Annotated in this window: 23 protein-coding genes; 12 read left to right on the forward strand and 11 right to left on the reverse strand. The window is 73.2% G+C overall.

What is annotated here, in order from left to right; genetic code table 11:
* The first annotated feature begins 23 nt into the window (after positions 1–23).
* The 5 genes from DOO78_RS00400 to DOO78_RS00420 all read left to right on the forward strand — a co-directional run bounded on the left by DOO78_RS00400 (position 24) and on the right by DOO78_RS00420 (position 3,578).
* Positions 24–257: a hypothetical protein gene (locus DOO78_RS00400; protein WP_111467765.1), complete on the forward strand. Its 234-nt coding sequence runs from the start codon at positions 24–26 to the stop codon at positions 255–257.
* A gap of 114 nt (positions 258–371) precedes the next feature.
* Positions 372–1,460, forward strand: a complete 1,089-nt coding sequence (locus DOO78_RS00405; protein ID WP_243634288.1) for an ABC transporter substrate-binding protein — start codon at positions 372–374, stop codon at positions 1,458–1,460.
* The gene (locus DOO78_RS28000; RefSeq protein WP_111467767.1) at positions 1,457–2,455 is read left to right on the forward strand and encodes an ABC transporter permease; all 999 of its coding nucleotides are present in this window, start codon (positions 1,457–1,459) and stop codon (positions 2,453–2,455) included. The genes DOO78_RS00405 and DOO78_RS28000 overlap by 4 nt, the downstream gene beginning before the upstream one ends.
* Positions 2,452–3,210: an ABC transporter ATP-binding protein gene (locus tag DOO78_RS00415; RefSeq protein WP_243634289.1), complete on the forward strand. Its 759-nt coding sequence runs from the start codon at positions 2,452–2,454 to the stop codon at positions 3,208–3,210. The genes DOO78_RS28000 and DOO78_RS00415 overlap by 4 nt, the downstream gene beginning before the upstream one ends.
* A 62-nt stretch (positions 3,211–3,272) precedes the next feature.
* Positions 3,273–3,578 (forward strand): hypothetical protein, encoded by a 306-nt coding sequence (locus tag DOO78_RS00420; protein ID WP_111467769.1) that lies wholly within the window; start codon positions 3,273–3,275, stop codon positions 3,576–3,578.
* A gap of 21 nt (positions 3,579–3,599) precedes the next feature.
* On the opposite strand, the gene DOO78_RS00425 is transcribed toward DOO78_RS00420, so the two are convergent.
* The 4 genes from DOO78_RS00425 to DOO78_RS00440 form a co-directional block, all read right to left on the reverse strand.
* Complete coding sequence (locus DOO78_RS00425; protein ID WP_111467770.1) at positions 3,600–4,043, reverse strand: GNAT family N-acetyltransferase; 444 nt, start codon at positions 4,041–4,043, stop codon at positions 3,600–3,602.
* A gap of 76 nt (positions 4,044–4,119) precedes the next feature.
* Entirely contained in the window at positions 4,120–5,571 is a 1,452-nt protein-coding gene (gene tldD, locus DOO78_RS00430; RefSeq protein ID WP_111467771.1) for a metalloprotease TldD, read from the reverse strand.
* A gap of 26 nt (positions 5,572–5,597) precedes the next feature.
* Positions 5,598–9,392 carry a PAS-domain containing protein gene (locus tag DOO78_RS00435; protein ID WP_111467772.1) on the reverse strand — a complete coding sequence of 1,265 codons (3,795 nt, stop codon included), beginning with the start codon at positions 9,390–9,392 and terminating at the stop codon, positions 5,598–5,600.
* Positions 9,389–10,465 carry a COX15/CtaA family protein gene (locus DOO78_RS00440; RefSeq protein ID WP_111467773.1) on the reverse strand — a complete coding sequence of 359 codons (1,077 nt, stop codon included), beginning with the start codon at positions 10,463–10,465 and terminating at the stop codon, positions 9,389–9,391. The genes DOO78_RS00435 and DOO78_RS00440 overlap by 4 nt, the downstream gene beginning before the upstream one ends.
* Before the next feature lie 87 nt (positions 10,466–10,552).
* On the opposite strand from DOO78_RS00440, the gene DOO78_RS00445 reads away from it, so the two are divergent.
* Together DOO78_RS00445 and DOO78_RS00450 are read left to right on the forward strand one after the other, a co-directional pair.
* The gene (locus DOO78_RS00445) at positions 10,553–11,368 is read left to right on the forward strand and encodes a glycosyltransferase family 2 protein (RefSeq protein ID WP_111467774.1); all 816 of its coding nucleotides are present in this window, start codon (positions 10,553–10,555) and stop codon (positions 11,366–11,368) included.
* A complete protein-coding gene (locus DOO78_RS00450; protein ID WP_111467775.1) occupies positions 11,365–12,078 on the forward strand; it encodes a TVP38/TMEM64 family protein in 714 nt (237 codons plus the stop codon). The genes DOO78_RS00445 and DOO78_RS00450 overlap by 4 nt, the downstream gene beginning before the upstream one ends.
* Before the next feature lie 14 nt (positions 12,079–12,092).
* On the opposite strand, the gene DOO78_RS00455 is transcribed toward DOO78_RS00450, so the two are convergent.
* A complete protein-coding gene (locus DOO78_RS00455) occupies positions 12,093–13,112 on the reverse strand; it encodes a 2-hydroxyacid dehydrogenase (protein ID WP_111467776.1) in 1,020 nt (339 codons plus the stop codon).
* 208 nt (positions 13,113–13,320) lie between these two features.
* The gene (locus tag DOO78_RS00460) at positions 13,321–13,608 is read right to left on the reverse strand and encodes an usg protein (RefSeq protein ID WP_408887551.1); all 288 of its coding nucleotides are present in this window, start codon (positions 13,606–13,608) and stop codon (positions 13,321–13,323) included.
* A 302-nt stretch (positions 13,609–13,910) separates the two neighbouring features.
* Here DOO78_RS00460 and groES point away from each other — a divergent pair, with 302 nt between their 5' ends.
* The 3 genes from groES (at position 13,911) to DOO78_RS00475 (ending at position 16,462) form a co-directional block, all read left to right on the forward strand.
* Positions 13,911–14,225: a co-chaperone GroES gene (groES, locus tag DOO78_RS00465; protein WP_111467778.1), complete on the forward strand. Its 315-nt coding sequence runs from the start codon at positions 13,911–13,913 to the stop codon at positions 14,223–14,225.
* Positions 14,226–14,325: 100 nt separating this feature from the next.
* The gene (groL, locus tag DOO78_RS00470) at positions 14,326–15,966 is read left to right on the forward strand and encodes a chaperonin GroEL (protein WP_111467779.1); all 1,641 of its coding nucleotides are present in this window, start codon (positions 14,326–14,328) and stop codon (positions 15,964–15,966) included.
* 292 nt (positions 15,967–16,258) lie between these two features.
* On the forward strand, positions 16,259–16,462 hold the full coding sequence (locus DOO78_RS00475; RefSeq protein ID WP_111467780.1) for a cold-shock protein: 204 nt from the start codon (positions 16,259–16,261) through the stop codon (positions 16,460–16,462).
* 78 nt (positions 16,463–16,540) lie between these two features.
* On the opposite strand, the gene DOO78_RS00480 is transcribed toward DOO78_RS00475, so the two are convergent.
* Entirely contained in the window at positions 16,541–17,104 is a 564-nt protein-coding gene (locus DOO78_RS00480; RefSeq protein ID WP_111467781.1) for a hypothetical protein, read from the reverse strand.
* A gap of 160 nt (positions 17,105–17,264) precedes the next feature.
* On the opposite strand from DOO78_RS00480, the gene DOO78_RS00485 reads away from it, so the two are divergent.
* Together DOO78_RS00485 and DOO78_RS00490 are read left to right on the forward strand one after the other, a co-directional pair.
* A complete protein-coding gene (locus DOO78_RS00485; protein WP_111467782.1) occupies positions 17,265–18,221 on the forward strand; it encodes a threonine dehydratase in 957 nt (318 codons plus the stop codon).
* A 67-nt stretch (positions 18,222–18,288) separates the two neighbouring features.
* Complete coding sequence (locus DOO78_RS00490) at positions 18,289–18,597, forward strand: non-heme iron oxygenase ferredoxin subunit (protein WP_111467783.1); 309 nt, start codon at positions 18,289–18,291, stop codon at positions 18,595–18,597.
* Here DOO78_RS00490 and DOO78_RS00495 read toward each other — a convergent pair whose 3' ends face one another.
* From DOO78_RS00495 to DOO78_RS00510, 4 genes are all read right to left on the reverse strand, one after another.
* Positions 18,598–19,584, reverse strand: a complete 987-nt coding sequence (locus DOO78_RS00495) for a Bug family tripartite tricarboxylate transporter substrate binding protein (RefSeq protein WP_111467784.1) — start codon at positions 19,582–19,584, stop codon at positions 18,598–18,600.
* A complete protein-coding gene (locus DOO78_RS00500) occupies positions 19,581–21,260 on the reverse strand; it encodes a thiamine pyrophosphate-dependent enzyme (protein WP_165838651.1) in 1,680 nt (559 codons plus the stop codon). Before DOO78_RS00500 ends, DOO78_RS00495 begins: the two co-directional genes overlap by 4 nt.
* Before the next feature lie 206 nt (positions 21,261–21,466).
* Entirely contained in the window at positions 21,467–22,438 is a 972-nt protein-coding gene (locus DOO78_RS00505) for a Bug family tripartite tricarboxylate transporter substrate binding protein (RefSeq protein ID WP_165838652.1), read from the reverse strand.
* An 8-nt stretch (positions 22,439–22,446) separates the two neighbouring features.
* On the reverse strand, positions 22,447–23,241 hold the full coding sequence (locus tag DOO78_RS00510) for a class II aldolase/adducin family protein (protein ID WP_111467787.1): 795 nt from the start codon (positions 23,239–23,241) through the stop codon (positions 22,447–22,449).
* Positions 23,242–23,251 lie beyond the last annotated feature (10 nt).

Genomic DNA, 23,251 nt, shown 5'->3' on the forward strand with positions numbered 1-23,251 from the left:
GCCGCGCGCCGGAAGAGAGACCCATGCGCACATCCCGTCCCATCGAGGTGCACGGACGCTTCCTCGGCGTCGCCGTCACCCATGTCGCCGAAACCCAGGGCCAGCCGCCGCAGGCGCATTGGCGCTTCGTCGCCACCGACCCGGCGGTCGAGGATCTCGACGGCGCCGCCTTCCCGAGCCCGGCCGAGGCGCAGCGCGTCGCCGGCCTCGTCCTCGCCCGCAGCAGCCAGCGCCTGACCGGAGGGGCCACCGGCTGAGCCCAAAGGGGGGCCGCGAGAGGGGGCCGGGCGGCCCCACCCGCGGCCCCCGCCCGCGCCTGCCGCGGCCGCTCGCCAGGCCACGGGGCGCGCTTCCGATCGGAGATGCCTGAGATGAGCCTTCCCTCCTCCCGCCGCGCCCTGTTGCGCGCCGCGGGCACCGCAGCCCTGGCGCTGCCCGCCGGCGCCATGGCGCCACGCGCGGCCCTGCCCGGGCTGGATGCGATCCTGAACGACCCCGCCGCCATCTGCCGCGTGGCCGGCGGGGCGGGCGGCGCCTTCGCCGCGCCGGGGCCGCGGCGCAAGCTGACGCTCAGCTTCAACGCCAACGCCATCTGCACCGTCGGCGCCACCGTCGCGGCGCAGCAGGGCTTCTTCGCCCGCAACAACCTCGATGTGGAACTGGTCAATTTCGGCGGCTCCACCGACCAGCTGCTGGAGGCCATCGCCACCGGCAAGTCGGATGCCGGCATCGGCATGGCGCTGCGCTGGCTGAAGCCGCTGGAGCAGGGCTTCGATGTCCGCATCACCACCGCCATCCATGGCGGCTGCATGCGGCTCTTCGCGCTGCCGGGCAGCGGCATCAAGAGCGTGGCCGACCTGCGCGGCAAGGTGCTGGGCGTGACCGACATGGGCGCGCCGGACAAGAATTTCTTCGGCATCCTCGCCGCCCGGCTCGGCCTCGACCCGATCAAGGACATCGCCTACCGCGTCTTCCCCGGCGACCTGCTGGGCGAGGCGCTGAAGCGCGGCGACGTGCAGGCCATCACCCTCGGCGACCCGATGGCCTGGATCCTGCGCGAGCGCGACGGCCTGCACGAGGTGGCCAACAACCTCTCCGGCGACTATGCCGACCGCACCTGCTGCATCCTCGGCGTCCGCGGCAGCCTGCTGCGCGAGGACCGCGCCGCCGCCCGGGCCGTCACCGGCGCGCTGCTCGAGGCGCAGGACTGGGTGCATGCGAACCCGGACGCGGCGGCGGAGATCTTCCTGCCCAATGCCCGCAACACCACCGCCGCGCAGCTCGCCGCCATGCTGCGCAGCCACACCCATGGCGACCATCCGCATGGCGCGGCGCTGAGCCATCAGCTGGCCGCCTATATCGAGGAACTGAAGCTGGTGAAGGTGATCCGGCCCAACACGAACCCGCAGCGCCTGGCCGAGCGCATCCAGGCCGACGTGCTGGGCGAGGTGCCGGCATGAGCGCGACGACGCTCGGCGCCGGGCTCCTCGCCCCGACGCGCCCGGCGGCCTTCTGGCCCACCGGCTGGGTCGCCGCCCTCGCCTGGATCGCCGCCGCGGCGACGATCTCGCTGCTGCCGGATGCGGACGATCTCGGCCGCACCCAGGACCTGGCGGCGCTGGCCGCCGGCATCGGCGGGCTGATCCTGCTCGCCGCCCTCGGCAGCTCCCTTCCCGGCCTGGCGCCGCGCCTGGCGCCGCTGCGCGCGGCCGGCCCCTGGCTCATCCTCCTCGCCGCCGGGCTCGCGGCCTGGGAGCTGGCGACGGCGAAATACGCCTGGCTGCCGCGCCCTTTCTTCGCCGCGCCGCAATCCCTCCTGGAAGTCTTCACCGACGACTACGAGCGGCTGGGCGAGAGCGTCTGGCGCAGCCTGCTGCTGGTGCTGCCGGGCTATGCGCTCGGCGCCGGCATCGGCTTCCTCTTCGGCATCGCCATGGGGTGGTCGCGCCTGGTCGGCTACTGGGCGCATCCGGTGGTGCGGCTGATCGGGCCGCTGCCGGCGACCGCCTGGCTGCCCATCGCCTTCTTCGCCTTCTCCTCCTCGCGCGGCGCCTCCACCTTCCTGATCGCGCTGGCGAGCTTCTTCCCGGTGACGGTGCTCACCTGGTCCGGCGTCTCCGCCGTCTCCCGCGCCTATTACGACGTGGCGCGGACCATGGGCGCCTCGCCCTGGTTCCTGGTGCGCAAGGTGGCGGTGCCAGCGGCCATGCCCTCGGTCTTCGTCGGGCTGTTCATGGGGCTCGGCGCCTCCTTCAGCGTCCTCGTCGTCGCCGAGATGATGGGGGTGAAGGCCGGGCTCGGCTGGTACATGCAATGGGCCCAGGGCTGGGCCGCCTATCCCAACATGTATGCCGCGCTGCTGGTCCTGGCGCTGATCTGCTCGAGCGCCGTCACCCTGCTCTTCCGGCTGCGCGACCGGTTGCTCTCCTGGCAGAAGGGGCTGGTGCGGTGGTGAGCGGCGCAAGGCTCGAGGTGCGCGGCGTCAGCCACGCCTTCGCCCTGGAGAAGCGGGCGCTGCCCGTCCTGCAGGAGATCGACTTCGTGGCGGAGCCGGGGGATTTCGTCGCCCTGCTCGGTCCCTCGGGCTGCGGCAAGTCCACCCTGCTGCGCTTGGTGGCGGGGCTGGAGCCGCCGAGCGAGGGGCAGCTCCTGGTCGATGGCAAGCCGATCACCGGCACCGATCCCTCCCGCACCATCATGTTCCAGGACCCCACCCTGTTCCCCTGGCGCACGGTGCGCGGCAATGCCCAACTCGGCCCGGAGGCGCGCGGCAGCCTGGCGGCGGATGCGCCGCGGATCGAGGCGGCGCTGTCCCTGGTCGGGCTGGATGCCTTCGCCGAGGCCTATCCGCACCAGCTCTCCGGCGGCATGGCGCAGCGCGCCTCGCTCGCCCGGGCGCTGGTGAACGAGCCGCGGGTGCTGATGCTCGACGAGCCGCTCGGCAAGCTCGACAGCCTGACCCGGCTGGCGATGCAGCGCGAGCTGGTCGCGCTCTGGGAGCGCGAGCGCTTCACCGCGCTGCTGGTCACGCATGACGTGGAGGAGGCGCTGCTGCTCGCCGACCGGGTGCTCGTGCTCAGCGACCGGCCGGCCCGCATCCGCGCCGATATCCGCGTCGAGCGGCCGCGCCCGCGGCGGCGGGACGATCCGGGGCTGGTGGCGCTGCGCGAGGAGATCCTGGCGCTGCTCGGCCTGGCGGAGGCGGCGTGACGCGGGACCACGCTCCGCTCACCCGGGTTCGCGGAGCGTGGTCCCGCGCGGTGTTGGGGCGCGTGCGGCACGCCTTCGGCGCTGCCGCCTCAGGCGATCACGCTCCATGGATTCCAGGCTGGGGGGCGCCGGGCTGGGGGGCCGCGGCCGCTGTCGGGCCCTGCCCGCGGCGGCCGCCGGCGGCGCCTTCCTCCGTCTGGCGCCTCGCGCGGGAATCCCGCGCCTTCGAGGAATGGCTGACGGCGCCGCCGCCGGGCGAGCCGGCGCCGCGCGGCCGGGCGGCCACGCCGCCGCGCCGCATCGGCGGCGCGGGGCTCGCCCTGCTGGTCCTGCTGCTGGCGCTCGGCGGCTGGCTGGCCTGGTCCTGACCGCGCCGGCGCCGGCCGCCGTCAGGCGATGGGCTTCGCCATGAAGACGCGCGCGAATCCCTTCTCCTGCCGCCGCTCCGTCTCGGCATAGCCGCGCTTCGCATAGAGCGCGATGTTCCGCTCCATCAGCACGTTGGTGTAGAGCCGCACCTCCGGCAGGCCGCGGCGCCGCGCCTCGGCCTCGACGAAATCGAGCAGCACGCGGCCATCCCCATGGCCTTGCCGCGCCGGCTCGATGGCGATGTTGTCGAGCATCAGGTGGTCGGGATGCGTCTCGATGACGACGAGGCCGCGGATGGCGCCCTCCGTCTCCAGCACGAAGGCCTCGCCGGCGGCGATGCGGGCGGCGTAGTCGTCATCCATCGGGAAGGGGCGGCGGCCGACCACCGGCACCCAGGGGCCGTAGGCGCGCTCGACGATCGCCGCCAGCAGCGGCGCCTCCTCCGGCCGCGCCGGGCGGATCATGCGGGTCCCTCAGATGCCGGGCGCAAGCCTCCGGCTTGCCTGGCTGCGCGCCGGGCCAGCGGCCAGTCGGTCGGCGTCATACCGCCGTGCCGCCGATCGTCAGCCCCGCCAGCTTCAGCGTCGGCTGGCCGACGCCGACCGGCACGCCCTGGCCCTGCTTGCCGCAGGTGCCGATGCCGGGATCGAGCGCCATGTCGTTGCCGACCATCGTCACCTTGGTGAGGCTGTCCGGCCCGTTGCCGATCAGCGTCGCGCCCTTCACCGGCGCGCCGAGCTTGCCGTCCTCGATCAGATAGGCCTCGGAGGCGGAGAAGACGAACTTGCCGCTGGTGATGTCCACCTGCCCGCCGCCGAAATTCACCGCATAGAGGCCGCGCTTGACGCTGCGGAGGATCTCCTCCGGGGCATGCGCGCCGCCCAGCATCACCGTGTTCGTCATGCGCGGCATCGGGATATGGGCGAAGCTCTGCCGGCGGCCGTTGCCGGTCGGCGCCACGCCCATCAGCCGGGCGTTCTGCCGGTCCTGCAGGAAGCCGACCAGCACGCCGTCCTCGATCAGCACGGTGCGGTTGGTCGGCGTGCCCTCGTCATCGACGGTCAGGCTGCCGCGGCGGTCGGGGATGGTGCCGTCGTCGATCACCGTGACGCCGGGCGAGGCGATGCGCTGGCCGAGCAGGCCGGCGAAGGCCGAGGTCTTCTTGCGGTTGAAGTCGCCCTCCAGCCCATGGCCGATCGCCTCGTGCAGCAGGATGCCGGGCCAGCCCGGGCCGAGCACCACCTCCATCTCGCCGGCCGGGGCGGGGACGCTGTCGAGGTTCAGCAGCGCCTGGCGCAGCGCCGCCTCGACCGCCTCCTGCCAGACCGGCTCCGCGACGATGCGGGCATAGTCGAAGCGGCCGCCCAGGCCGTGGCTTCCGGTTTCGCGCCGCCCGCCCTGCTCCACCACCACGGCGACGTTGAGCCGCACCAGCGGCCGCAGATCGGCGACGCGGGTGCCGTCGGGGCGCAGGATCTGCACCGCCTGCCACTCGCCGGCGAGGCTCGCCATCACCTGCGCGACCCGGGGGTCGCGGCCGCGGGCATAGGCGTCGATCTCGCCGAGCAGCCGCGTCTTGGCGGCGAAATCGAGCAGCGCCAGCGGGTTGGCATCCTCGTACAGCCGGGCATTGGTCGCCCGCGGCGCGACGTCGAGCCGGCCGGAATGGCCCTGGCGCACGGCGCCGACCGTCTCCGCCGCCCGCTTCAGCGCCGGCTCGGACAGCTCGCCGGCATGCGCATAGCCCGCCGCCTCGCCCGCCACGGCGCGCAGGCCGAAGCCGCGCATGGCGTCGAAGCTCGCCGAGCGGATGCGGCCGTCATCCAGCGAGAGCATCTCGCTCTCGCGGTATTCGAGGAAGAGCTCGCCGTCATCGGCGCCCGCCAGCGCCTGGCGCAGGATGCGCTCCGCCCCGGCGCGGTCGAGGCCGCCGGGACCGGCGCCGGCGAAGAACAGGCGGTCGGTGGTGGCGAGCGGCGAATCGAGCGGCATGGCGGGGGTTCCTTGCGACGGGGCCCTCAGGCGGCGAGGGAGGCCAGCAGGCGGGATTTCGGGAAGCACAGCGTGGCGGTGGTGCCGTCGCCGGGGGCGCTCTCGAGGGTCAGCGAGGCGCCCTGGGCCTCGGCCAGGGCCCGGGACAGATATAGGCCGAGGCCGGCGCCGGGAAAGCGCCGGGCGAGGGAGGAATCGAGCTGGGTGAAGGGCTCGAAGGCAAGCGGGATGTCCTCCGGCCGCATGCCGATGCCGCTGTCGGCCACCCGGATCATCAGCCCCTCCTCCTCCACCGCGGCGGAGAGGGTCACGGTGCCGCCGCGCGGGGTGAATTTCACCGCGTTGGAGGTGAGGTTGAGCAGCACCTGCCGCAGCCGCAGCTCGTCGGCCTGCAGCGGCGGCAGCGTCGGCGGCAGCGCCGCCTGCAGGCTGACCCCGGCCGACGTCGCCGCGCCCTGCATGACCCGGACCGCGCTTTCGATGAGCGGGACCACCGCCACCTCGCCCTCGCCGATGACGAAGCCGGTCGTCTCCGCCCGCGTCACGTCGAGGATGTTGTCGATCAGCGCGAGCAGGTGGCGTCCCGCCTCGTGGATCGAGCGGACATAGTCCGGGCCGCGCTCCGGATGCGGATCGACGGCGAAGGCCTCGGCGAAGCCGATGACGGCGTTCAGCGGGGTCCGCAGCTCATGCGTCATGGTGGCGAGGAAGCGCGACTTGGCCCGGCTCGCCGCCTCCGCCGCATCCTTGGCGCGCTCGAGCTCGGCGCGGATGCGGCGATCCTCGGTGACCTCGGTCAGCGCCAGCACCCAGCCGCCATCCGGCACCGGCTCGGAGGCGACCTCGAGCACCACGCCGTTCGGCCGGGTGCGGGAATTGCGGTGCGGCACGCGGCGGTCGAGCGCCTTTAGCCGCGCCGCCGCCGCCCGGCCCGCCTCGCCGGGGCCGTAATCGCCGCGGGCCTCCAGGTACTCGATGAACTCCGTGAAGCTGCCGCCGGAGGCCATCACCGATTCCGGCAGGTCGAGCAGGGCGAGGAAGACGGGGTTCACCGCCTGGATCCGTCCCTCGCGGTCGAACAGCGCGATGCCGTGCCGGATGTTGTCGAGCATCGCCTGCAGCAGGCCGGCGCGGTGCTGCGCCTCCGCCTCGGCGCGGATCAGGGCGGTGACGTCGCTGTAGGTGGCGACGAAGCCGCCATCCGGCGTCGGATCGATGGCGATCTCGATGATGCGGCCATCGGTGCCGGTCCGCAGGCGCCGCAGCGGCCGGCCGTAATCCTCCCGCAGCCCCTCCTGCCGCTCCTGCTCGGTCACGATGCCGGCGCGGACCGCGGCCAGGGCGAGCTCCCCGGCATGCACGCCCGGCCGCAGCATCGCCGGGTCGATGCCGTTCAGCTCGGCGGCCAGGCGGTTCGCCGTCACCAGCCGCTTGTCGCGGTCGAACTGCGCGATGCCGTGGCGCATGGTCTCGAGCATCAGCCGCAGCGTCGCCGCCCGTTCCAGCGCCTCGGCCTGGGCGCGGGCCAGGTCGGTCACGTCGGTATGGGTGATGACGAAGCCGCCATCGGGCGTGGGATCGGAGCCGACCTCGATCACCTTGCCGTCGCGCTGCCGGCGGCGATAGCGGATCGGGCGGCTGCGGTCCTCGGCGAGGATCTGCTGCCGGGTCGCCTCCGCCTCCGCGCCGGTGCCGAGACGCCCTGCCGCCATCTGCTCCTGCAGCACCTCGTCCAGCGTGATCCCGGAGCGCCCGTGCAGGTCGGGCAGGTGGTAATCCGGCCCGGCCAGCCGGTTGGCGGTCAGCAGGCGGCGATCCGGGCCGAACAGCAGCAGGGCGTGGCGCATGCTGTCGAGGGCGTCGCGCAGCATGGCCGCGTGCTGCCGGGCCTCGGCCTCGGCCCGGGCGCGGGCGGTGACGTCGGTGAAGCTGATGACGAAGCCGCCATCGGGCGTGGGATCGGTGCAGACCTCGACCTGCCGGCCGTCCGGCCGCCGCCGCAGGCGCCGGCCGCGGCGCGAGCGGTCGGCCTGCAGGATGCGCTGCCGGATCGCGCTGGCCTCGGGCTCCGGGCCGAAATGCCCGGCGGCGTGCTGGCGCTGGATCAGGTGGTCGAAGAGGGTGCCGGGCCGCACGTCCTCGGGCCCGAGATCGGACAGCTCGACGGCGAGGGCATTGGCTGCGAGGAGCCGGCGGTCGCGGTCGAAGATCAGCAGCCCGTGCCGCATGGCGTCGAGCGCCGTCTGCAGGATCCCGGCGCGCGAGGCGGCCGCCGCCTCGGCCGCGGCGAGGGCGGAGACGTCCGAGAAGGTGACGGCGAAGCCGCCATCCGGCGTCGGGTCGGAGACCACCTCGATCAGGCGGCCATCGGTGGCCCGGCGCTGCGTGCGGTAGGGCTGGCGGCGGTCCACCGCCAGCAGCCGCTGGACCATCGCCTCGGCCTCCGGCTCCGGCCCGAAGACCCCGGCCGCCTGTTGCAGGCGCAGCACCGCCTCGAGCGGGATGCCGGGCCGCAGCCGGTCCTCCGGCGCGCCGCTGAGCAACGCGCCGAGCCGGTTGGCGGCGAGTAGCCGCCGGTCTGGCCCGAAGAGCTGGATGCCGTGGCGGATGACGTCGAGCATCACCGCCTGGGTGGCCGCGCGCTGCTTCGCCTCCGTCTCCGCCCGGGCGAGCGGCGTGATGTCGTTGAGCGTGACGACGAAGCCGCCATCCGGCAGCGGGGCGGAGGAGACCTCGAGCATCCGGCCGTTCCGCGTCGGCCGCACATGCCGCTGCGGCTGCGAGCGGTCGGCCGCGAGGGCCTGGTCGGCGAGCCGGGCATCGAGCTCCGGGTCGCCGCTGGCGGTGCGGGCGCGCTGCGTCTCCGCCACCTCGTCGAAGCTGGTGCCGGGGGCGATCGGCCCGGCGAGGCCGGCGAGCTCGCTGGCCAGCCGGTTGCCGGCGCGGTAGCGGCGATCCGGGCCGAACAGCGCGACGCCGATCTGCATCGTGTCGAGCATGGCCTGCAGGATCGCCATCCGCTCCGCCGCAGCGGCCTCCGCCGCGACCAGCGCCGTCACCTCGGTCCAGGTGACGACGAAGCCGCCATCGGGCATCGGGTCGGAGACGCTGTCGACCACCCGCCCGTCGCGCAGGCGCCGGCGCACCGGATGGGTGAGGGCGCGGTCGCGCAGGAGCACGGCCCGCGCCTCCGCCTCGGCCTCCGGCCCCTCGCCGAAGACGCCGTGGCGGCATTGCAGCGCGACGATGTCGGCGATCGTCAGGCCCGGCCGCAACGCCCCCTCCGGCAGCCCGAGCAGGGGCGCGGCGAGGCGGTTGGCGAGGGCCAGCCGCCGGTCGGGGCCGAACAGGGCGATGCCGTGCCGCATCCAGTCCTGCATCGCCTGCAGCTGCGCCATCCGCGCCGGCGGCGGGTCCTGCGGCTGGGCGGGGTCGGTGGGGCCGATAGGGCCGGGTTCCGGCGCCGCCTCGGCCTGGGCGGTGGTCCAGGTGATCAGGAAGCCGCCGGAGGGCAGCGGGAGGGAGGATTGGTTGAGGCGGCTGCCATCGGCGCGGCGAAGGCGTCGGCCGTCGGGCCGGCCGCGGTCGAGGGCGAGCTGCTCGGCGGCGAGCGCCTCGGGATCGCCCTCGCCGTAGAGGCCGCGTCGGGCGAGGTCGCGGACCAGCTCGGCGAGCGGCAGGCCGGGCGGCGCGGCGGCCACCCGTCCTGCCGCGCCATTGGCGAGGAGGAGCCGGTGATCGGGGCCGAAGACCCAGACCGGATCGGGCAGCGCCGCGAGCGCGGCGAGGGCCGCGCCGGCGGCGGCCCCGGGATCGGTCATGTCGGTCTCCGGGGCGCACGCAGGGCGTGCAGGGCGACGAGGGCGGCGGTCAGGACCAGCACGGCGCAGGCCTGGTGCAGCGTGCCGAGCCAGGCCGGCACCACCAGCAGCAGGGTGGCGATGCCGAGGCCGTATTGCAGGCAGACCGCGGCGCCGAGGCCGAGGCAGGCGCGCCGCGCCGCGCCGGGCGGCAGGCGCCGCCAGGCGGCGAGGGCGGCGCCGAGCGCGGCCAGCGCCGCCAGCGTCGCCAGCAGGCGGTGGTTGAACTGCACCGCCGGGATATTGGCGGTGAGGTTCCGCCAGGCCGGCTCCAGCCGCCAGTAGCCCTCGGGCACCAGGCGGCCATCCATCAGCGGGAAGGTGTTGTAGTCGAGGCCGGCCTTGATGCCGGCGACGAAGCCGCCGGCCAGCATGGCCGCCGCCACCAGCCAGGCCGCCGCCTTGACCTGCCGCCGCAACGAGGCGAAGGCCGGGTGCGGCGCGGCTGGCGGGCGGAGCAGGGAGAGGCCGGTCCAGAGCAGCGCGGCATAGAGGCCGAGCGCGAGGCCGAGATGCACGACGAGGCGGTAGGGCGAGACCGCGGTGCGGTCCGCCTCGAAGCCCGAGGCGACCATGAACCAGCCCACCGCCCCCTGCAGCCCGCCGAGCAGCAGCAGCAGCAGCAGGCGCCCCTTGGTGCCGGCGGGGATCTGGCCGCGCAGCCAGAACCAGGCGAGCGGCAGCGCGAAGGCGAGGCCGATCAGCCGGCCCCAGAGCCGGTGCGTCCATTCCAGCCAGAAGATGCCCTTGAAGCCCGCCAGGCCGAAGCCCTGGTTGACCAGCGCATATTGCGGGATGGTCTGGTAGAGCGCGTAGAGCCGGTTCCACTCCGCCTCGGAGAGCGGCGGCAGGGCGCCCGAGAGCGGCGCCCATTCCATGATCGAGAGGCCCGAGCCGGTGAGCCGGGTGGCGCCGCCGAGCGCCACCATGATCCAGACCATGCCGGCCACGCCGAGTAGCCAGAGGCCGACCGGCCGCGGGTCGGGCGAGGTGCGGCGGGCCGCGGCGGCAGTGGTCTGGGCATCGAAGGGCATCGCGTGAGTATAATCCGAGCCGGGGGTTGATGCATCGTCGCGCGGAGCGGCTTGCAGGGTGGGGGGCGTGCTGCTACCCGCGCGGCCATGCCCTCCGCCGAGACCCCGGTGCCGGTGGCCGCAGCCCTGGCGCCGCTGGGTGCCGCGGGGCCGGCGGCCGCCCCCGATCCGCTCCCTCTCTCCGTCGTCGTCCCCGTCCGCAACGAGGCGCCGAACATCGCGCCGCTCGTCGCCGAGATCGAGGCGGCGCTGGCCGGCCTGCCGCACGAGATCGTCTATGTCGATGACAGCTCGACCGACGGCACCGCGGCGGCGCTGCGGGCGGCGGCGGCGGGCGCGCCGCTCCGGGTCCGCCGGCACCGCAGCAGCTGCGGCCAGTCGGCCGCCGTGGTCACCGGGGTGAAGGCGGCGCGCGGGCGCTGGATCGCCACCCTCGACGGCGACGGGCAGAACGACCCGGCCGACATCCCCCGGCTGCTGGCGCGGGCCGAGGCGGAGGCCGGCGCCGCCGGCGGCGGCATCCTGGTCGCCGGCCACCGGGTGACGCGGCGGGATTCCTGGGTGAAGCGCCGCTCCAGCCGCATCGCCAACCGCGTGCGCGCCCGGCTGCTGCACGACGACACGCCGGATTCGGGCTGCGGGCTGAAGGTCTTCCCGCGTGCCCTCTTCCTCGAGCTGCCGCATTTCGACCACATGCACCGCTTCCTGCCGGCCCTGGTGCTGCGCCAGGGCGGGCGGGTGGTGAGCGAGCCGGTGAACCACCGGCCGCGCACCCGCGGCGCCTCGAATTACGGCACGCTGGACCGGCTGGCGGTCAGCCTGTTCGATCTGGTCGGCGTCGCCTGGCTGCAGCGGCGCTGGAAGCGCCCGGTGGTGGAGGCGGCGGAGGACCCCCGGGGATGAGCGGCGGCAGGGCCGGGACGGCGCGGCTGGCCGGCATCGGCAAGCTGCTGCTGCTGGCGGCCGGGCTGGCGCTGGGCGGGCTGCTGCTGCGGGCGCTCGGCGCCGCCCCCGGCACGGAATGGGTGGATCTCTACATCCGCGACCGCGGCCTGCTGGGCGAGACGCTGTTTCTCCTGGTCGGCGCCGCGGCCTGCGCCGCCGGGCTGCCGCGCCAGGGCGTCGCCTTCCTCGGCGGCTATGCCTTCGGCGCGGTGATCGGCAGCGGGCTCGCGCTGCTGGCGCAATTGCTGGGCTGCGCGCTCTCCTTCGCCTGGGCCCGGCTGGTCGGGCGGGCCTGGGCCGAGCGGCGGCTGGCCGGGCGCTTCGGCCGGCGCCTCCGAGCGCTGCGCGACGCGCTCGCCGCCAGCCCCTTCGACACCACGCTGGCGCTCCGGCTGCTGCCGGTCGGCAACAACCTGGCGCTGAACCTGCTGGCCGGCATGGCCGGGATCGCGCCGCTGCCCTTCCTCGCCGCCTCGGCGCTCGGCTACCTGCCGCAGACCGTGGTCTTCGCCCTGCTCGGCAAGGGCGTGCGGGTGGACGGCGCCTGGCAGATCGCGCTCGCCGCGGCGATGCTGGCGGGCTCGGTCTGGCTCGGCCTGCGGCTGCTGCGCCGGCACCAGGCGGGGCGGGCGATGGCGGAGGAGGGGGCGGAGGAGACGGGCGGATAGGCCGGCCCCGCCGGTCAGGTCTTCGGCACCACCGCCGCCTCCGTCACCCCGGCGGCGCCGAGGGGCTGGCCGGCGGCGAAGCGGCCAATATTGTCGATGGTGGTCGCGGCGATCGCCGCCAGCGCCTCGCGGGTGAAGAAGGCCTGGTGGCCGGTGACCAGGACGTTCGGGAAGGTCAGCAGCCGCGCCAGCACGTCGTCGGGCAGGATCTCGTTCGACAGGTCCTCGAAGAAGAGATCGGCCTCCTGCTCGTAGACATCGATGGCGAGGCCGCCGAGGCGGCCGGATTTCAGCGCCTCGATCGCCGCCTCGGCATCGATCAGCCCGCCGCGGCTGGTATTGACCAAAACGAGGCCGGGCCGCGCCAGGGCCAGGGTCTCGGCGCGGACCAGGTGCCAGGTCTCGGGCGTCAGCGGGCAATGCAGGGTCAGGATATCGGCCTCGGCCATGATCCGCGGCAACTCGGCATAGGTGACGCCGAGCGCCTGCAGCGCCGGGTCCGGCGCCACGTCCTGCGCCAGCACCCGGCAGCCGAAGCCGGCGGCGAAGGCGCGCGCCACCAGCGCGCCGATCCGGCCGGTGCCGACCACGCCGACGGTGCGGCCGTGCAGGTCGAAGCCGAGCAGCCCGTCGAGGGCGAAATTGCCGTCGCGGGTGCGCTGGTAGGCGCGGTGGATGCCGCGGATGAGCGAGAGCAGCAGGCCGAGGGTGAACTCGGCGACCGCATGCGGCGAATAGGCCGGCACCCGGGCGACGGCGAGGCCGAGCCGGTGCGCGGCCTTCAGGTCGACATTGTTGAAGCCGGCGCTGCGCAGCGCGATCAGCCGCGTCCCGCCCGCCGCCAGCGCCTCCAGCACCGGCTCGGAGAGGTCGTCGTTGACGAAGGGGCAGACCGCCGTGGCGTCGCGGGCGAGGAGGGCGGTCTCGGCGGTCAGCCGCGGCTCGAGGAAGGTGAACTCATGGCCCGCCGGATTGGCCGCCGCCAGGAAGGAGCGGCGGTCATAGGGCTTGGTGCTGTACATGGCGACACGCATGGTCCCTCCCTCCGGCCTCCGCCGGGCTGCGTCCCGCGGAGGGGCCGCGTCCCGCTCAACGCCGGAGCAGGGCAGGTTTCACCGCCGGCGGCAAGGCAATGTCGGGGCGCCCGGCCATCCGGTCGCCGCCCGCTGCCCCGACGCGGCTGGCCGTGCCACGCCCAGGGCCAGGAGGGATCGACGGGGGCCCCGACGGCGTGGGGAAGGTTCAGTGCAGCAGGAACTGCCCGTTGGCGTAGCGCAGCTCGGCGGGCCGGACGAGGGCGGCCGAGGCGACGCGGACGGAATGCAGCGGCCCCTCGATCTCGCGGGTCCAGAATTCCAGGAAGCGGGTCAGCTCGGGGAAGACCGGGGCGCGGTCGAGCTTCTGCCAGAGGAAGCTCTGCAGCACGCCGGGATGGTCGGGCAGATGATAGAGGATCTCGGCGGTGGTCAACCGCCAGTCGGGAATGGTGAGGTCAGATACGCGAACGACGCGTTCGATCTCCTGCAGCACGCCTCTCATCCTTCTCTGGGCCTTGTGTGCGGCCTTTGGGGGTCCAACCTTGCGGACCGGCTGTCATCCTCCGGGTTTATGGTGGAAGCCTGCCACAGCCTCCCGGGTTTCTTGCAACAAAAACCTTTTAAATCAGTCCTTTAGCACTCGCACTCGATGAGTGCTGCAATCCCTTGACGGCAGCGCCGGGCTGGCTTAGGTCTCTGGCACTCCTCCGGGGGGAGTGCTAGCGGTGCCGCTGAGGGCCCTGGCCAGACCTGCCGGTTGAGGAAACGCAAAGATTGGCATCAGGAGTGGACCGCATGAGCTTCCGGCCCCTGCATGACCGCGTTCTCGTTCGCCGTGTGACGGCAGAAGAGAAGACCGCGGGCGGCATCATCATCCCCGACACCGCCAAGGAGAAGCCGCAGGAAGGCGAGATCGTCGCTGTCGGCTCCGGCACGCTGAACGACAAGGGCGAGCTCCGCCCGCTCGACGTGAAGGCCGGCGACCGCATCCTGTTCGGCAAGTGGTCGGGCACCGAGGTGAAGCTCAACGGTGAGGAGCTCCTGATCATGAAGGAGTCCGACATCATGGGCATCCTCGAGAACACCGCCGCCTCGAAGAAGGCCGCCTGAGGCTCTCTTCCGACTGATTTCCCATTCCTGCGCTCCGCCATGCGCCCGGGCCTGCTGCCCGGGGCGTGATGCGTGAGCGCGTATCGAGAGGACACGCACTATGGCAGCGAAGGACGTCAAGTTCGGCGCCGGTGCCCGCGAGCGGATGCTGCGCGGCGTCGACATCCTGGCCGATGCGGTGAAGGTGACGCTGGGCCCGAAGGGCCGCAACGTCGTGCTCGACAAGAGCTTCGGCGCGCCGCGGATCACCAAGGACGGCGTGACCGTCGCCAAGGAGATCGAGCTGGCCGACAAGTTCGAGAACATGGGCGCGCAGATGGTGCGCGAAGTGGCCTCGAAGACCAACGACCTGGCCGGTGACGGCACCACCACCGCGACCGTGCTGGCCCAGGCCATCGTCCGCGAGGGCGCCAAGGCCGTTGCCGCCGGCATGAACCCGATGGACCTGAAGCGCGGCATCGACAAGGCCGTGGCGCAGGTGGTCTCCGAGCTCGAGGCGAAGACCCGCAAGATCACCACCTCCGGCGAGGTGGCGCAGGTCGGCACCCTCTCCGCCAACGGCGAGGCCGAGATCGGCGAGATGATCGCCAAGGCCATGGAGAAGGTCGGCAACGAGGGCGTCATCACGGTCGAGGAAGCCAAGAGCATCCAGACCGAGCTCGACGTCGTCGAGGGCATGCAGTTCGACCGCGGCTACGTCTCCCCGTACTTCATCACGAATGCGGAGAAGATGATCGCCGAGCTCGAGAACCCCTACCTGCTGATCTTCGAGAAGAAGCTCAGCCAGCTGCAGCCGATGCTGCCGCTGCTCGAGGCGGTGGTGCAGAGCGGCCGTCCGCTGGTGATCGTCGCCGAGGACGTCGAGGGCGAGGCGCTGGCCACCCTGGTGGTCAACAAGCTGCGTGGCGGCCTCAAGATCGCCGCCGTGAAGGCCCCGGGCTTCGGTGACCGCCGCAAGGCGATGCTCGAGGACATCGCGATCCTGACCGGTGGCCAGGTGATCAGCGAGGATCTCGGCATCAAGCTCGAGAACGTCACGCTGAACATGCTCGGCCGTGCCAAGACGGTGCGGATCGAGAAGGAGAACACCACTATCGTCGACGGCGCGGGCGAGAAGTCCGAGATCAACGGCCGTTGCGAGCAGATCAAGGCGCAGATCGAGGAGACCACCTCGGACTACGACCGCGAGAAGCTGCAGGAGCGGCTGGCGAAGCTCGCCGGCGGCGTGGCCGTGATCCGCGTCGGCGGCTCGACCGAGGTCGAGGTGAAGGAGCGCAAGGATCGCGTCGACGACGCGCTGCATGCGACCCGCGCCGCGGTGCAGGAAGGCATCGTGCCGGGCGGCGGCGTGGCGCTGCTGCGCGCCTCCGAGAACCTGTCCTCGCTGAAGGGCAGCAACAACGACGAGCAGGTCGGCATCGAGATCGTCCGTCGCGCCATCCAGGCGCCGGCGAAGCAGATCGCCGAGAATGCCGGCAAGGACGGCGCGGTCGTCGCCGGCGAGGTGCTGCGCAAGTCCGACTACACCTTCGGCTACGACGCCCAGAAGGACGAGTACAAGGACCTGGTCGGCGCCGGCATCATCGACCCGACCAAGGTCGTGCGCACGGCGCTGCAGGACGCGGCCTCGGTCGCGGCGCTGCTGATCACCACCGAGGCGATGGTGGCCGAGCGTCCGGAGAAGAAGTCCGCGCCGGCCGGCGGCCCCGACATGGGCGGCATGGGCGGCATGGACTTCTGATCCAAGCCGGATCGAAGTTACGGAGGGGCGGGATCGCAGGATCCCGCCCTTTTTTCTTTGTGTGACGCGGCTGTCATTTTGCGACGGCCGCTCCCGCTATTCACCAAATCGCGCGCCTGCGATCGTTGACTTCGCCTGAACGATGCGTGTTGACTGGCACAGCCAACCGCTCTTGGCCGCCTTGCCGTGCCTTCCCGGGGACATCCTCCCCGGGTGCCTTCAAGCGATCCAGCCCGGTGGGTTCCGCGCGGGCGATCCTTGTCCGTGCCAAAGGACATGGAGGTTTCAGCACATGGCAATCGGCACCGTGAAGTGGTTCAACGCCACCAAGGGGTTCGGCTTCATCGTTCCGCAGGATGGCGGCAAGGATGTCTTCGTGCACATCACCGCCGTGCAGAAGGCCGGCCTGCAGGGGCTGAACGAGAACCAGAAGGTCAGCTACGACGTGGTGATGGAGCGCGGCAAGGCGGCCGCCGCCAACCTCAAGCCCATGTAGCCATCCGCCGACTGGCGGACACAGCGAGGCGGCGCCGGCAACCCCGGCGCCGCCTCGGCATTCGCGCCCGCCGGGGCCTCAGGACATCGGCGCGTGCTGCACCCAGACATGCCGCGCGCCGGCCTGTTGCAGGAAGGCTTCCGCCTGCTGCTGCAACTCGGCCGTGCTGGCGCGGATGCCGAGCGCCGGGCCCTCGGTGCGCATCGGCGCCTTCGCCTCGGCATCGGCCTGCGAGACGGTGTTCCCCGCCGTCTCGGTGGCCGCCGCCGCGACGGCGCCGGCGGCCGCGGCCGCAGCGACTGCCGGGAGGGCCGCGCCGCCGGAGGCGATCACCACCCCCGCGGCGGCCATGGAACTCGCCGCCGTGCCGATGCCGACGAAATTCTGCCGCAGGTTGCGGCGGTCCGCGCCCTTGGGATCCTCATCGGGCTTGTCGACCTGTTGCGCATTGTCGGCCGGGCGGCCTTCAGCCGGCGTCTCGTTCTGCTCGAAGGCCTGGCGGAACCAGGGCTCCTCCTGCAACCGTTCCGCCGCGCGGTCGAGCGTCTCGCGCTCGGCGAATTCGCCCCAGACCATGGGGCCGGCCTGGGCGGCGTCGTCCTGCTCGCCAGTCCACTGGCTGCTGTCCACCACGATTGGCATGCGGACTCCTCTTGCTTGCGGCAGGCGCCCGCCGAAGAGTCCGGCGCCGCGATCCTGTCCGATGGCTGCCGGCCCGCCCCCGCCCGCCGAATTACGTCCGGGCAAGGACAGGCCGTTGCCGGGCCAACGCCCACTGCCCATCCCCGTTCCGGAGGCACGCTTGTTCGATTTGCCCGCCCTCGAGGCTGCCGCTGCGCTCATCCGCCATGCCTTCCCGCCGACGCCGCAGCTCGCCTGGCCGCTGCTCGCCGCCCGCAGCGGCGCCGAGGTCTGGGTGAAGCACGAGAACCACACGCCGACCGGCGCCTTCAAGCTGCGCGGCGGCCTGGTCTACATGGACCGGCTGCGGCGCGAGCGGCCCTCGGTGCGCGGCGTGGTCAGCGCCACCCGCGGCAACCATGGCCAGAGCCTGGCCTATGCCGGGGCGCGCCACGGGGTGCCGGTGACCATCGTCGTCCCCGAGGGCAACAGCCGCGAGAAGAACGCCGCCATGCAGGCGCTGGGCGCGCGGCTGGTCGAGCACGGCGCGGATTTCGACGCGGCGCGGCAGCATGCCACGGCGCTCGCCTTGGCCGAGGGGCTGGAATTCGCCCCCTCCTTCGCGCCCGACCTGGTGCTGGGCGTGGCGACCTATGCGCTCGAGCTGTTCCGCGGCGCCCCGCCGCTGGATACGCTCTATGTCTCGATCGGCCTCGGCTCCGGCATCTGCGGCTGCATCCTGGCGCGCGACCTGCTCGGCCTCTCGACCAAGATCATCGGCGTGCAGAGCACCGAGGCGCCGGCCTATGCCCTCTCCTTTGCCGCGGGACGGGTGGTGACGACGGAGAGCGCGGCGACGCTGGCCGACGGCATGGCGGTGCGCATCCCCGATCCGGCGGCGCTGGCGCTGATCCGCCGCGGCGCGGCGCGCATCGTCACCGTCTCGGATGCGGAGGTCGCGGCCGCGATCCGCGCCTACTGGCAGGACACCCACAATCTGGCCGAGGGGGCCGGCGCGGCGCCGCTTGCCGCCCTGTTGCAGGAGCGCGGGCCGATGGCCGGCAAGCGCGTTGGCCTGGTGCTCGGCGGCGGCAATATCGACCTCGCCCTGTTCCGCGACTGGGTGCTGGCCGGCTGAACCGGCGGGTTCGACAGCAGGCGCGGCGCGGGGCAAAATCCCGGCCCAATGCGAGAGGAAAGCCGCCATGGCCGAATGGCACCGCGTCGCCACCGAGGACGATCTTGCCGAGAACATGCCGCTCGCCATCCGCATCGGCGAGCTGCAGATCGCCGTCGTCCGGCTCGAGGATGGCATCTTCGCGGTGAACGATGTCTGCACGCATGAATACGCGCTGCTCTCGGACGGCTATTGCGAGGACGGCAAGCTGGAATGCCCGCTGCACCAGGCCTGCTTCGACATCCGTACCGGCGCGGCGCTGAACGAGCCGGCGGAGGTGCCGGTCGACACCTACAAGGTGAAGGTCGAGGGCGGCGAGGTCTTCGTCGAGGCCTGATCACTCCGGCCGGAGGCCGGCCGTCCTGACCACCTCGGCCCAGCGCGCGGTCTCGGCGGCGAGCTGCGCCTGGAACGCCTCCGGCCCGGTCTCCAGCGGGTCGAGCCCGGCGGCGGTGATCCGCTCCCGCACCATGGGCTGGCGCAGCGCGGCGAGCAGGTCCTGGTGGAGCCGCGCCCGCAGCGCCGGCGGCAGGCCGGCCGGCGCCAGGATGCCGTACCAGGAGACCGCCTCGGCCCCGGGGAAGCCGCATTCGGCGAGCGTCGGCAGGTCGGGCAGCTCGCGCCAGCGCCGCGCATCGGCGGTGGCGAGGCCGCGCAGCGCGCCGCTGCGGAGCTGCGGCACGGCGACCGTCGAGTTGAGGAAGGCGCCCTGCACCTGCCCGGCCAGCAACGCCGTCTGCGCCGGGGCGGCGCCGTTGAAGGGCACATGCGTCAGCGGGATGCCGGCCACCGCGGCGAAGAGCGCCATGGCCAGGTGGCTGGCATTGCCGATGCCGGCCGAGCCCATGGTCAGCCCGCCCGGCTGCGCCCGCGCCGCCGCCAGGAAGCCCGGCACATCCGCGATGCCGGTGCCCGGATGCACCACCAGCACCATCGGGTGGAAGGCGCAGTTGAGGATGGCGGCGAAGTCGCGCACCGGGTCGAAGGGCAGGTGCGGCATCAGCGCCGGGTTCATCACATGCGCGGTCGCCGCCAGCAGCAGCGTGGTGCCATCCGGCGCGGCGCGCGCCACCGCCTCCGTGCCGATGGCGCTGCCGGCGCCGGGGCGGTTCTCCACCACCACGCCCGGCCGCCAGCGCTCGTCCAGCGCCGCCGCCAGGGCGCGGGCCAGCAGGTCGGTCGGCCCGCCCGGCGCATAGGGCACGACGATCCGCACCGCCCGCTCCGGCCAGGCCTGCGCGCCGGCCGTCCCGGGCTGGGCGAGGCCGGGCAGGGCGAGGCTGGGCAGGGCGAGCCCGCCAGCGAGCAGCGCCCGGCGCCTCATCCGTGCAGCCGCGGCGCGCCGCGCCGCCGCCAGGCGCTCATCTGCTCGGCCGAGGTATGGACATGCACCACCACCGGCCGGTCCTTCACCGCGAAGGCGCGGGCGATGCCGGCCTCCACCTCGCTCTCGGCCGCGATGGTGATGCCCTCCGCCCCGAAGACCCGGCCCCAGGCGGCGAAATCGGGGTTGGTGAGGCGCACCGCATCCTCGTAGGGCCGGTTCGGGTAGCGCACCTCGTGATGCATGCCGATGGTGCCGTAGCGCTTGTTGTCGGAGACGATGATGATCGGCGCCGCGCCGTACTGCATGGCGGTGGCGATCTCGTTGCCGCTCATCAGCGCGCCGCCGTCGCCGACGAAGGCGACGGCCTGCTTCCCCGGCCGGCGGATGGCGGCGGCGACCGCCATCGGCACCCCCGCCCCCATGGCGCCGACGACGGAGGAGAGGAAATTCTGCCCCGGCCGGAAGCCGATATAGCGATGGATGAAGGAGGAGAAATTGCCGGCATCGGAGGTGACGGCGGCATCCGGCGCCAGGTGCTTGGCCACCTCGACGCAGATGGCGGCGAAATTCACCCCATCCGTCATGCTCTCCCAGACCGGCTCCATCAGCCGCTGGTGGATGCCGTTGAGCCCGGCCACCCAGCCCGCGCGCCGCGCCGCGCCCGCCGGGGCGCCGCGCCGCAGCAGCGCCTCGATCACCGCCTCCGGCTCGGCGACGATGCCGAGATCGGGGCGGAAGACGCGGCCGATCTCGTTGGCATCCGGCCAGACCTGCACCAGCGGCAGCTGCGGATCGGGCGCGGTGGGGAAGCTGTAGGACTGGCTGACGGAATCGGTGATGCGCTCGCCGAGGGCCAGCAGCAGGTCGGCCCGCTTCATCTCCTCGACGAGCTGCTTCGGCACCCGGATGCCCATATAGCCGCCGTAATTCGGATGCGCGCTGTCGAAGAGCTGCGGCCGGCGATGCGTCGGGCAGACCGGCAGCACCCATTGCTCGGCGAGCTCGCGCAGCGCCGCCAGCGCCTCGGGCGCGGCATTGGCCAGCGCGCCGCCGACCCAGACCAGCGGCCGCTCCGCCGCCGCCAGCATCCCGGCGAGGCGGTCGAGATCCTGCGCCCGGGCGCCGCCATGCACGCGCGGCCGCGGCTTCGCCAGGGGCGCCTCGCAGGGCTCGTCGAAGATGTCCTCGGGCAGGATGACGGCGACCGGGCCGGGCGTGCCGCTCTCGGCGAGGTGGAAGGCGCGGGCGATCGCCTCGCTCGCCTGCACCGTCTCGTTCACCTCGATCACGTCCTTGGTGATGTCGGCGAGCAGCTTGGCGTAATTCTGCTCCTGCAGGGCGAGCCGGCCGAAATCCTTGCGCTCCACCTGGCCGCAGAGCACGACCAGCGGCGTCGCATCGTGATGCGCGGTGTGCAGCGCCACCATGGCGTTGGAGAGGCCGGGTCCGCGCGAGACCAGCAGCACGCCGGCGCGGCCGCCCTGCATGCGGCCATCCGCCACCGCCATGAAGCCGGCCCCGCCCTCGTGCCGGCAGACGACGAGGCGCACCTCCGGCGTCTCGGTCAGCGCGTCGGTGAGGCCGAGGAAGCTCTCGCCCGGCACCATCCAGATGGTGTCGATGCCATGCGCGATCAGGCTCTCGGCCAGGATGCGGCCCACGCTGCGGCTCATGCGTTCATTCCCTTCCTTCATACCAGCGGCCGTTGATGGTGATCCATCAACGGCTCCTCAGACGCCGGGCGCCGTGCCTCCGCACGGCTTGGCTTCACCGCGTCGCGCCGTCAGGCGCGCCTCGCGGCGCGACCGGCGGGCCCCGTTCGGGGCCTCGGATCGGTCAAGGGACCGATCCGTTCGCAATAAGTCTTTGCGGATTGGCGTCACATCGCCCGGATGCCGGCCTGCGTCACCACGCGCTGCCAGGTCGGCACCTCCGCTTCCAGCAGCCGCGCCAGCGCCGCCGGGCCGGTCAGGCGTGGCGTGGTGCCGGCGGCGGCGAAGCGCGCCTGCAGCTCCGGCAGGTCGCGCAGCGCGGCGAGGGTGGCCGATAGCCGGTCGAGGATCGGCGCCGGCAGGCCATGCGGCGCCGCCATGGCATACCAGTTCAGCGCCACATAACCCGGCACCGTCTCGGCGATCGCCGGCGTCTCCGGCAGGCTCGGCACGCGCTGCGCGGTGGTGACGCCGAGCAGCCGGGCGCGGCCGGCCTGCACATGCGGCAGCGTCTCCACCGTCGAGGCGAAGACCATGTCGATCTCGCCGCCGAGCAGCGCGACCATCGCCGGCGCGGCGCCGCGATAGGAGACATGCTCCAGCCGCAGCCCGGCCACCGAGGCGAAGAGGGCGCCGGCGAGATGGTTCGAGGAGCCGACGCCGCCGCTGCCATAGGTGAGCCGCCCCGGCTGCGCCCGCGCTGCCGCGACCAGCGCCGGCACGCTGCGCCAGGGCGCCTCGCTGCGCACCACCAGCGCGGTCGGGATGTCGGCGACGAGGCTGACGGGCGTGAGCGCCTCCCGCGGGTCGAGCCCCTGATCGGGATAGAGCGCGGGAACCGAGGCGAGGGAGGCGCTGGTCAGCAGCAGCATCGCGCCATCCGGCGGCGCCTGCACCACGGCGCGGATGCCGATGCTGCCGCCGGCGCCGGGGCGGTTGTCGATCAGGAAGGGCTGGCCGAGGCGCTCGCGCAGCGGCTCGGCCAGCAGCCGGCCGACGGCATCGATCGGGCCGCCGGCGCCGAAGGGGATGACGATGCGCACCGGCCGGTTCGGCCAGGCCTCCTCCGCCCGCGCCGGCCCCGCCAGCAGCAGCAGCGCCGGCAGCGGCAGCAGGCGGCGGCGCGGCGCCGGGCGCATGGCGGCGCTCAGTCCCGCCAGGACGGGTCCGCGAGGTCGAGCTTGCGCATCAGCCCCGGCCATTCCAGCAGCCCGTAGCGGCGGGAGTTCGGCGGGTCGTACATGGCGCAGGATTTCGCCACCACCTCGTCCGGGGGCAGGTTCAGCTCGGTGTTGCAGGCCATCGCCTGGAGCTGCGCCTGGCAGGCCCGTTCCATGCCCCACATGGCGATGAAGGTCTCCGGCACGCTCTCGCCGAGGGTGAGCAGGCCGTGGTTGCGCAGGATGCAGTAGTTCCGCGCGCCGATGCTCCGCGCCAGCAGGTCGCGCTCGCCTGGGTCGCGCTCCGGCCCGCGGAAATCGTGATAGGCGATGCGGCCGTAGAAGCGCGTCGCGGTCTGGGTCAGCGGCAGCAGCCCGCATTTCAGCGCCGAGACCGCCATGCCGGCGATGGTATGGGTGTGCATCGCCGCCATGGCATCGGGCCGGGCGCGGTAGATGGCGCTGTGGATGGTGAAGCCCGCCGGATGCAGCCCATAGGGCAGGTCGGGCCGGTAGAGCACCTCGCCCTCGAGGCTCACCTTCAGCAGCGAGGAGGCGGTGATCTCGCTGAACAGCATGCCGTTCGGGTTGATGAGGAAATGCCCACCCTCCCCAGGGGGGCTGTCCGGCACCCGGGCGGTGATGTGGGTGTAGACCATGTCGGACATGCCGTACTGGTCGCAGAGCCGGTAGCAGGCGGCGAGGTCGAGCCGGGCCTGCCATTCGGCATCCGAGACGGAGGCGCGGATCGGGGCGATCCGCAGCGCGGCCTGCGACGTCATTCTCGGACCC

This window comes from Roseicella frigidaeris (genome assembly GCF_003258945.1).
GTDB classification, from domain to species: domain Bacteria; phylum Pseudomonadota; class Alphaproteobacteria; order Acetobacterales; family Acetobacteraceae; genus Paracraurococcus; species Paracraurococcus frigidaeris.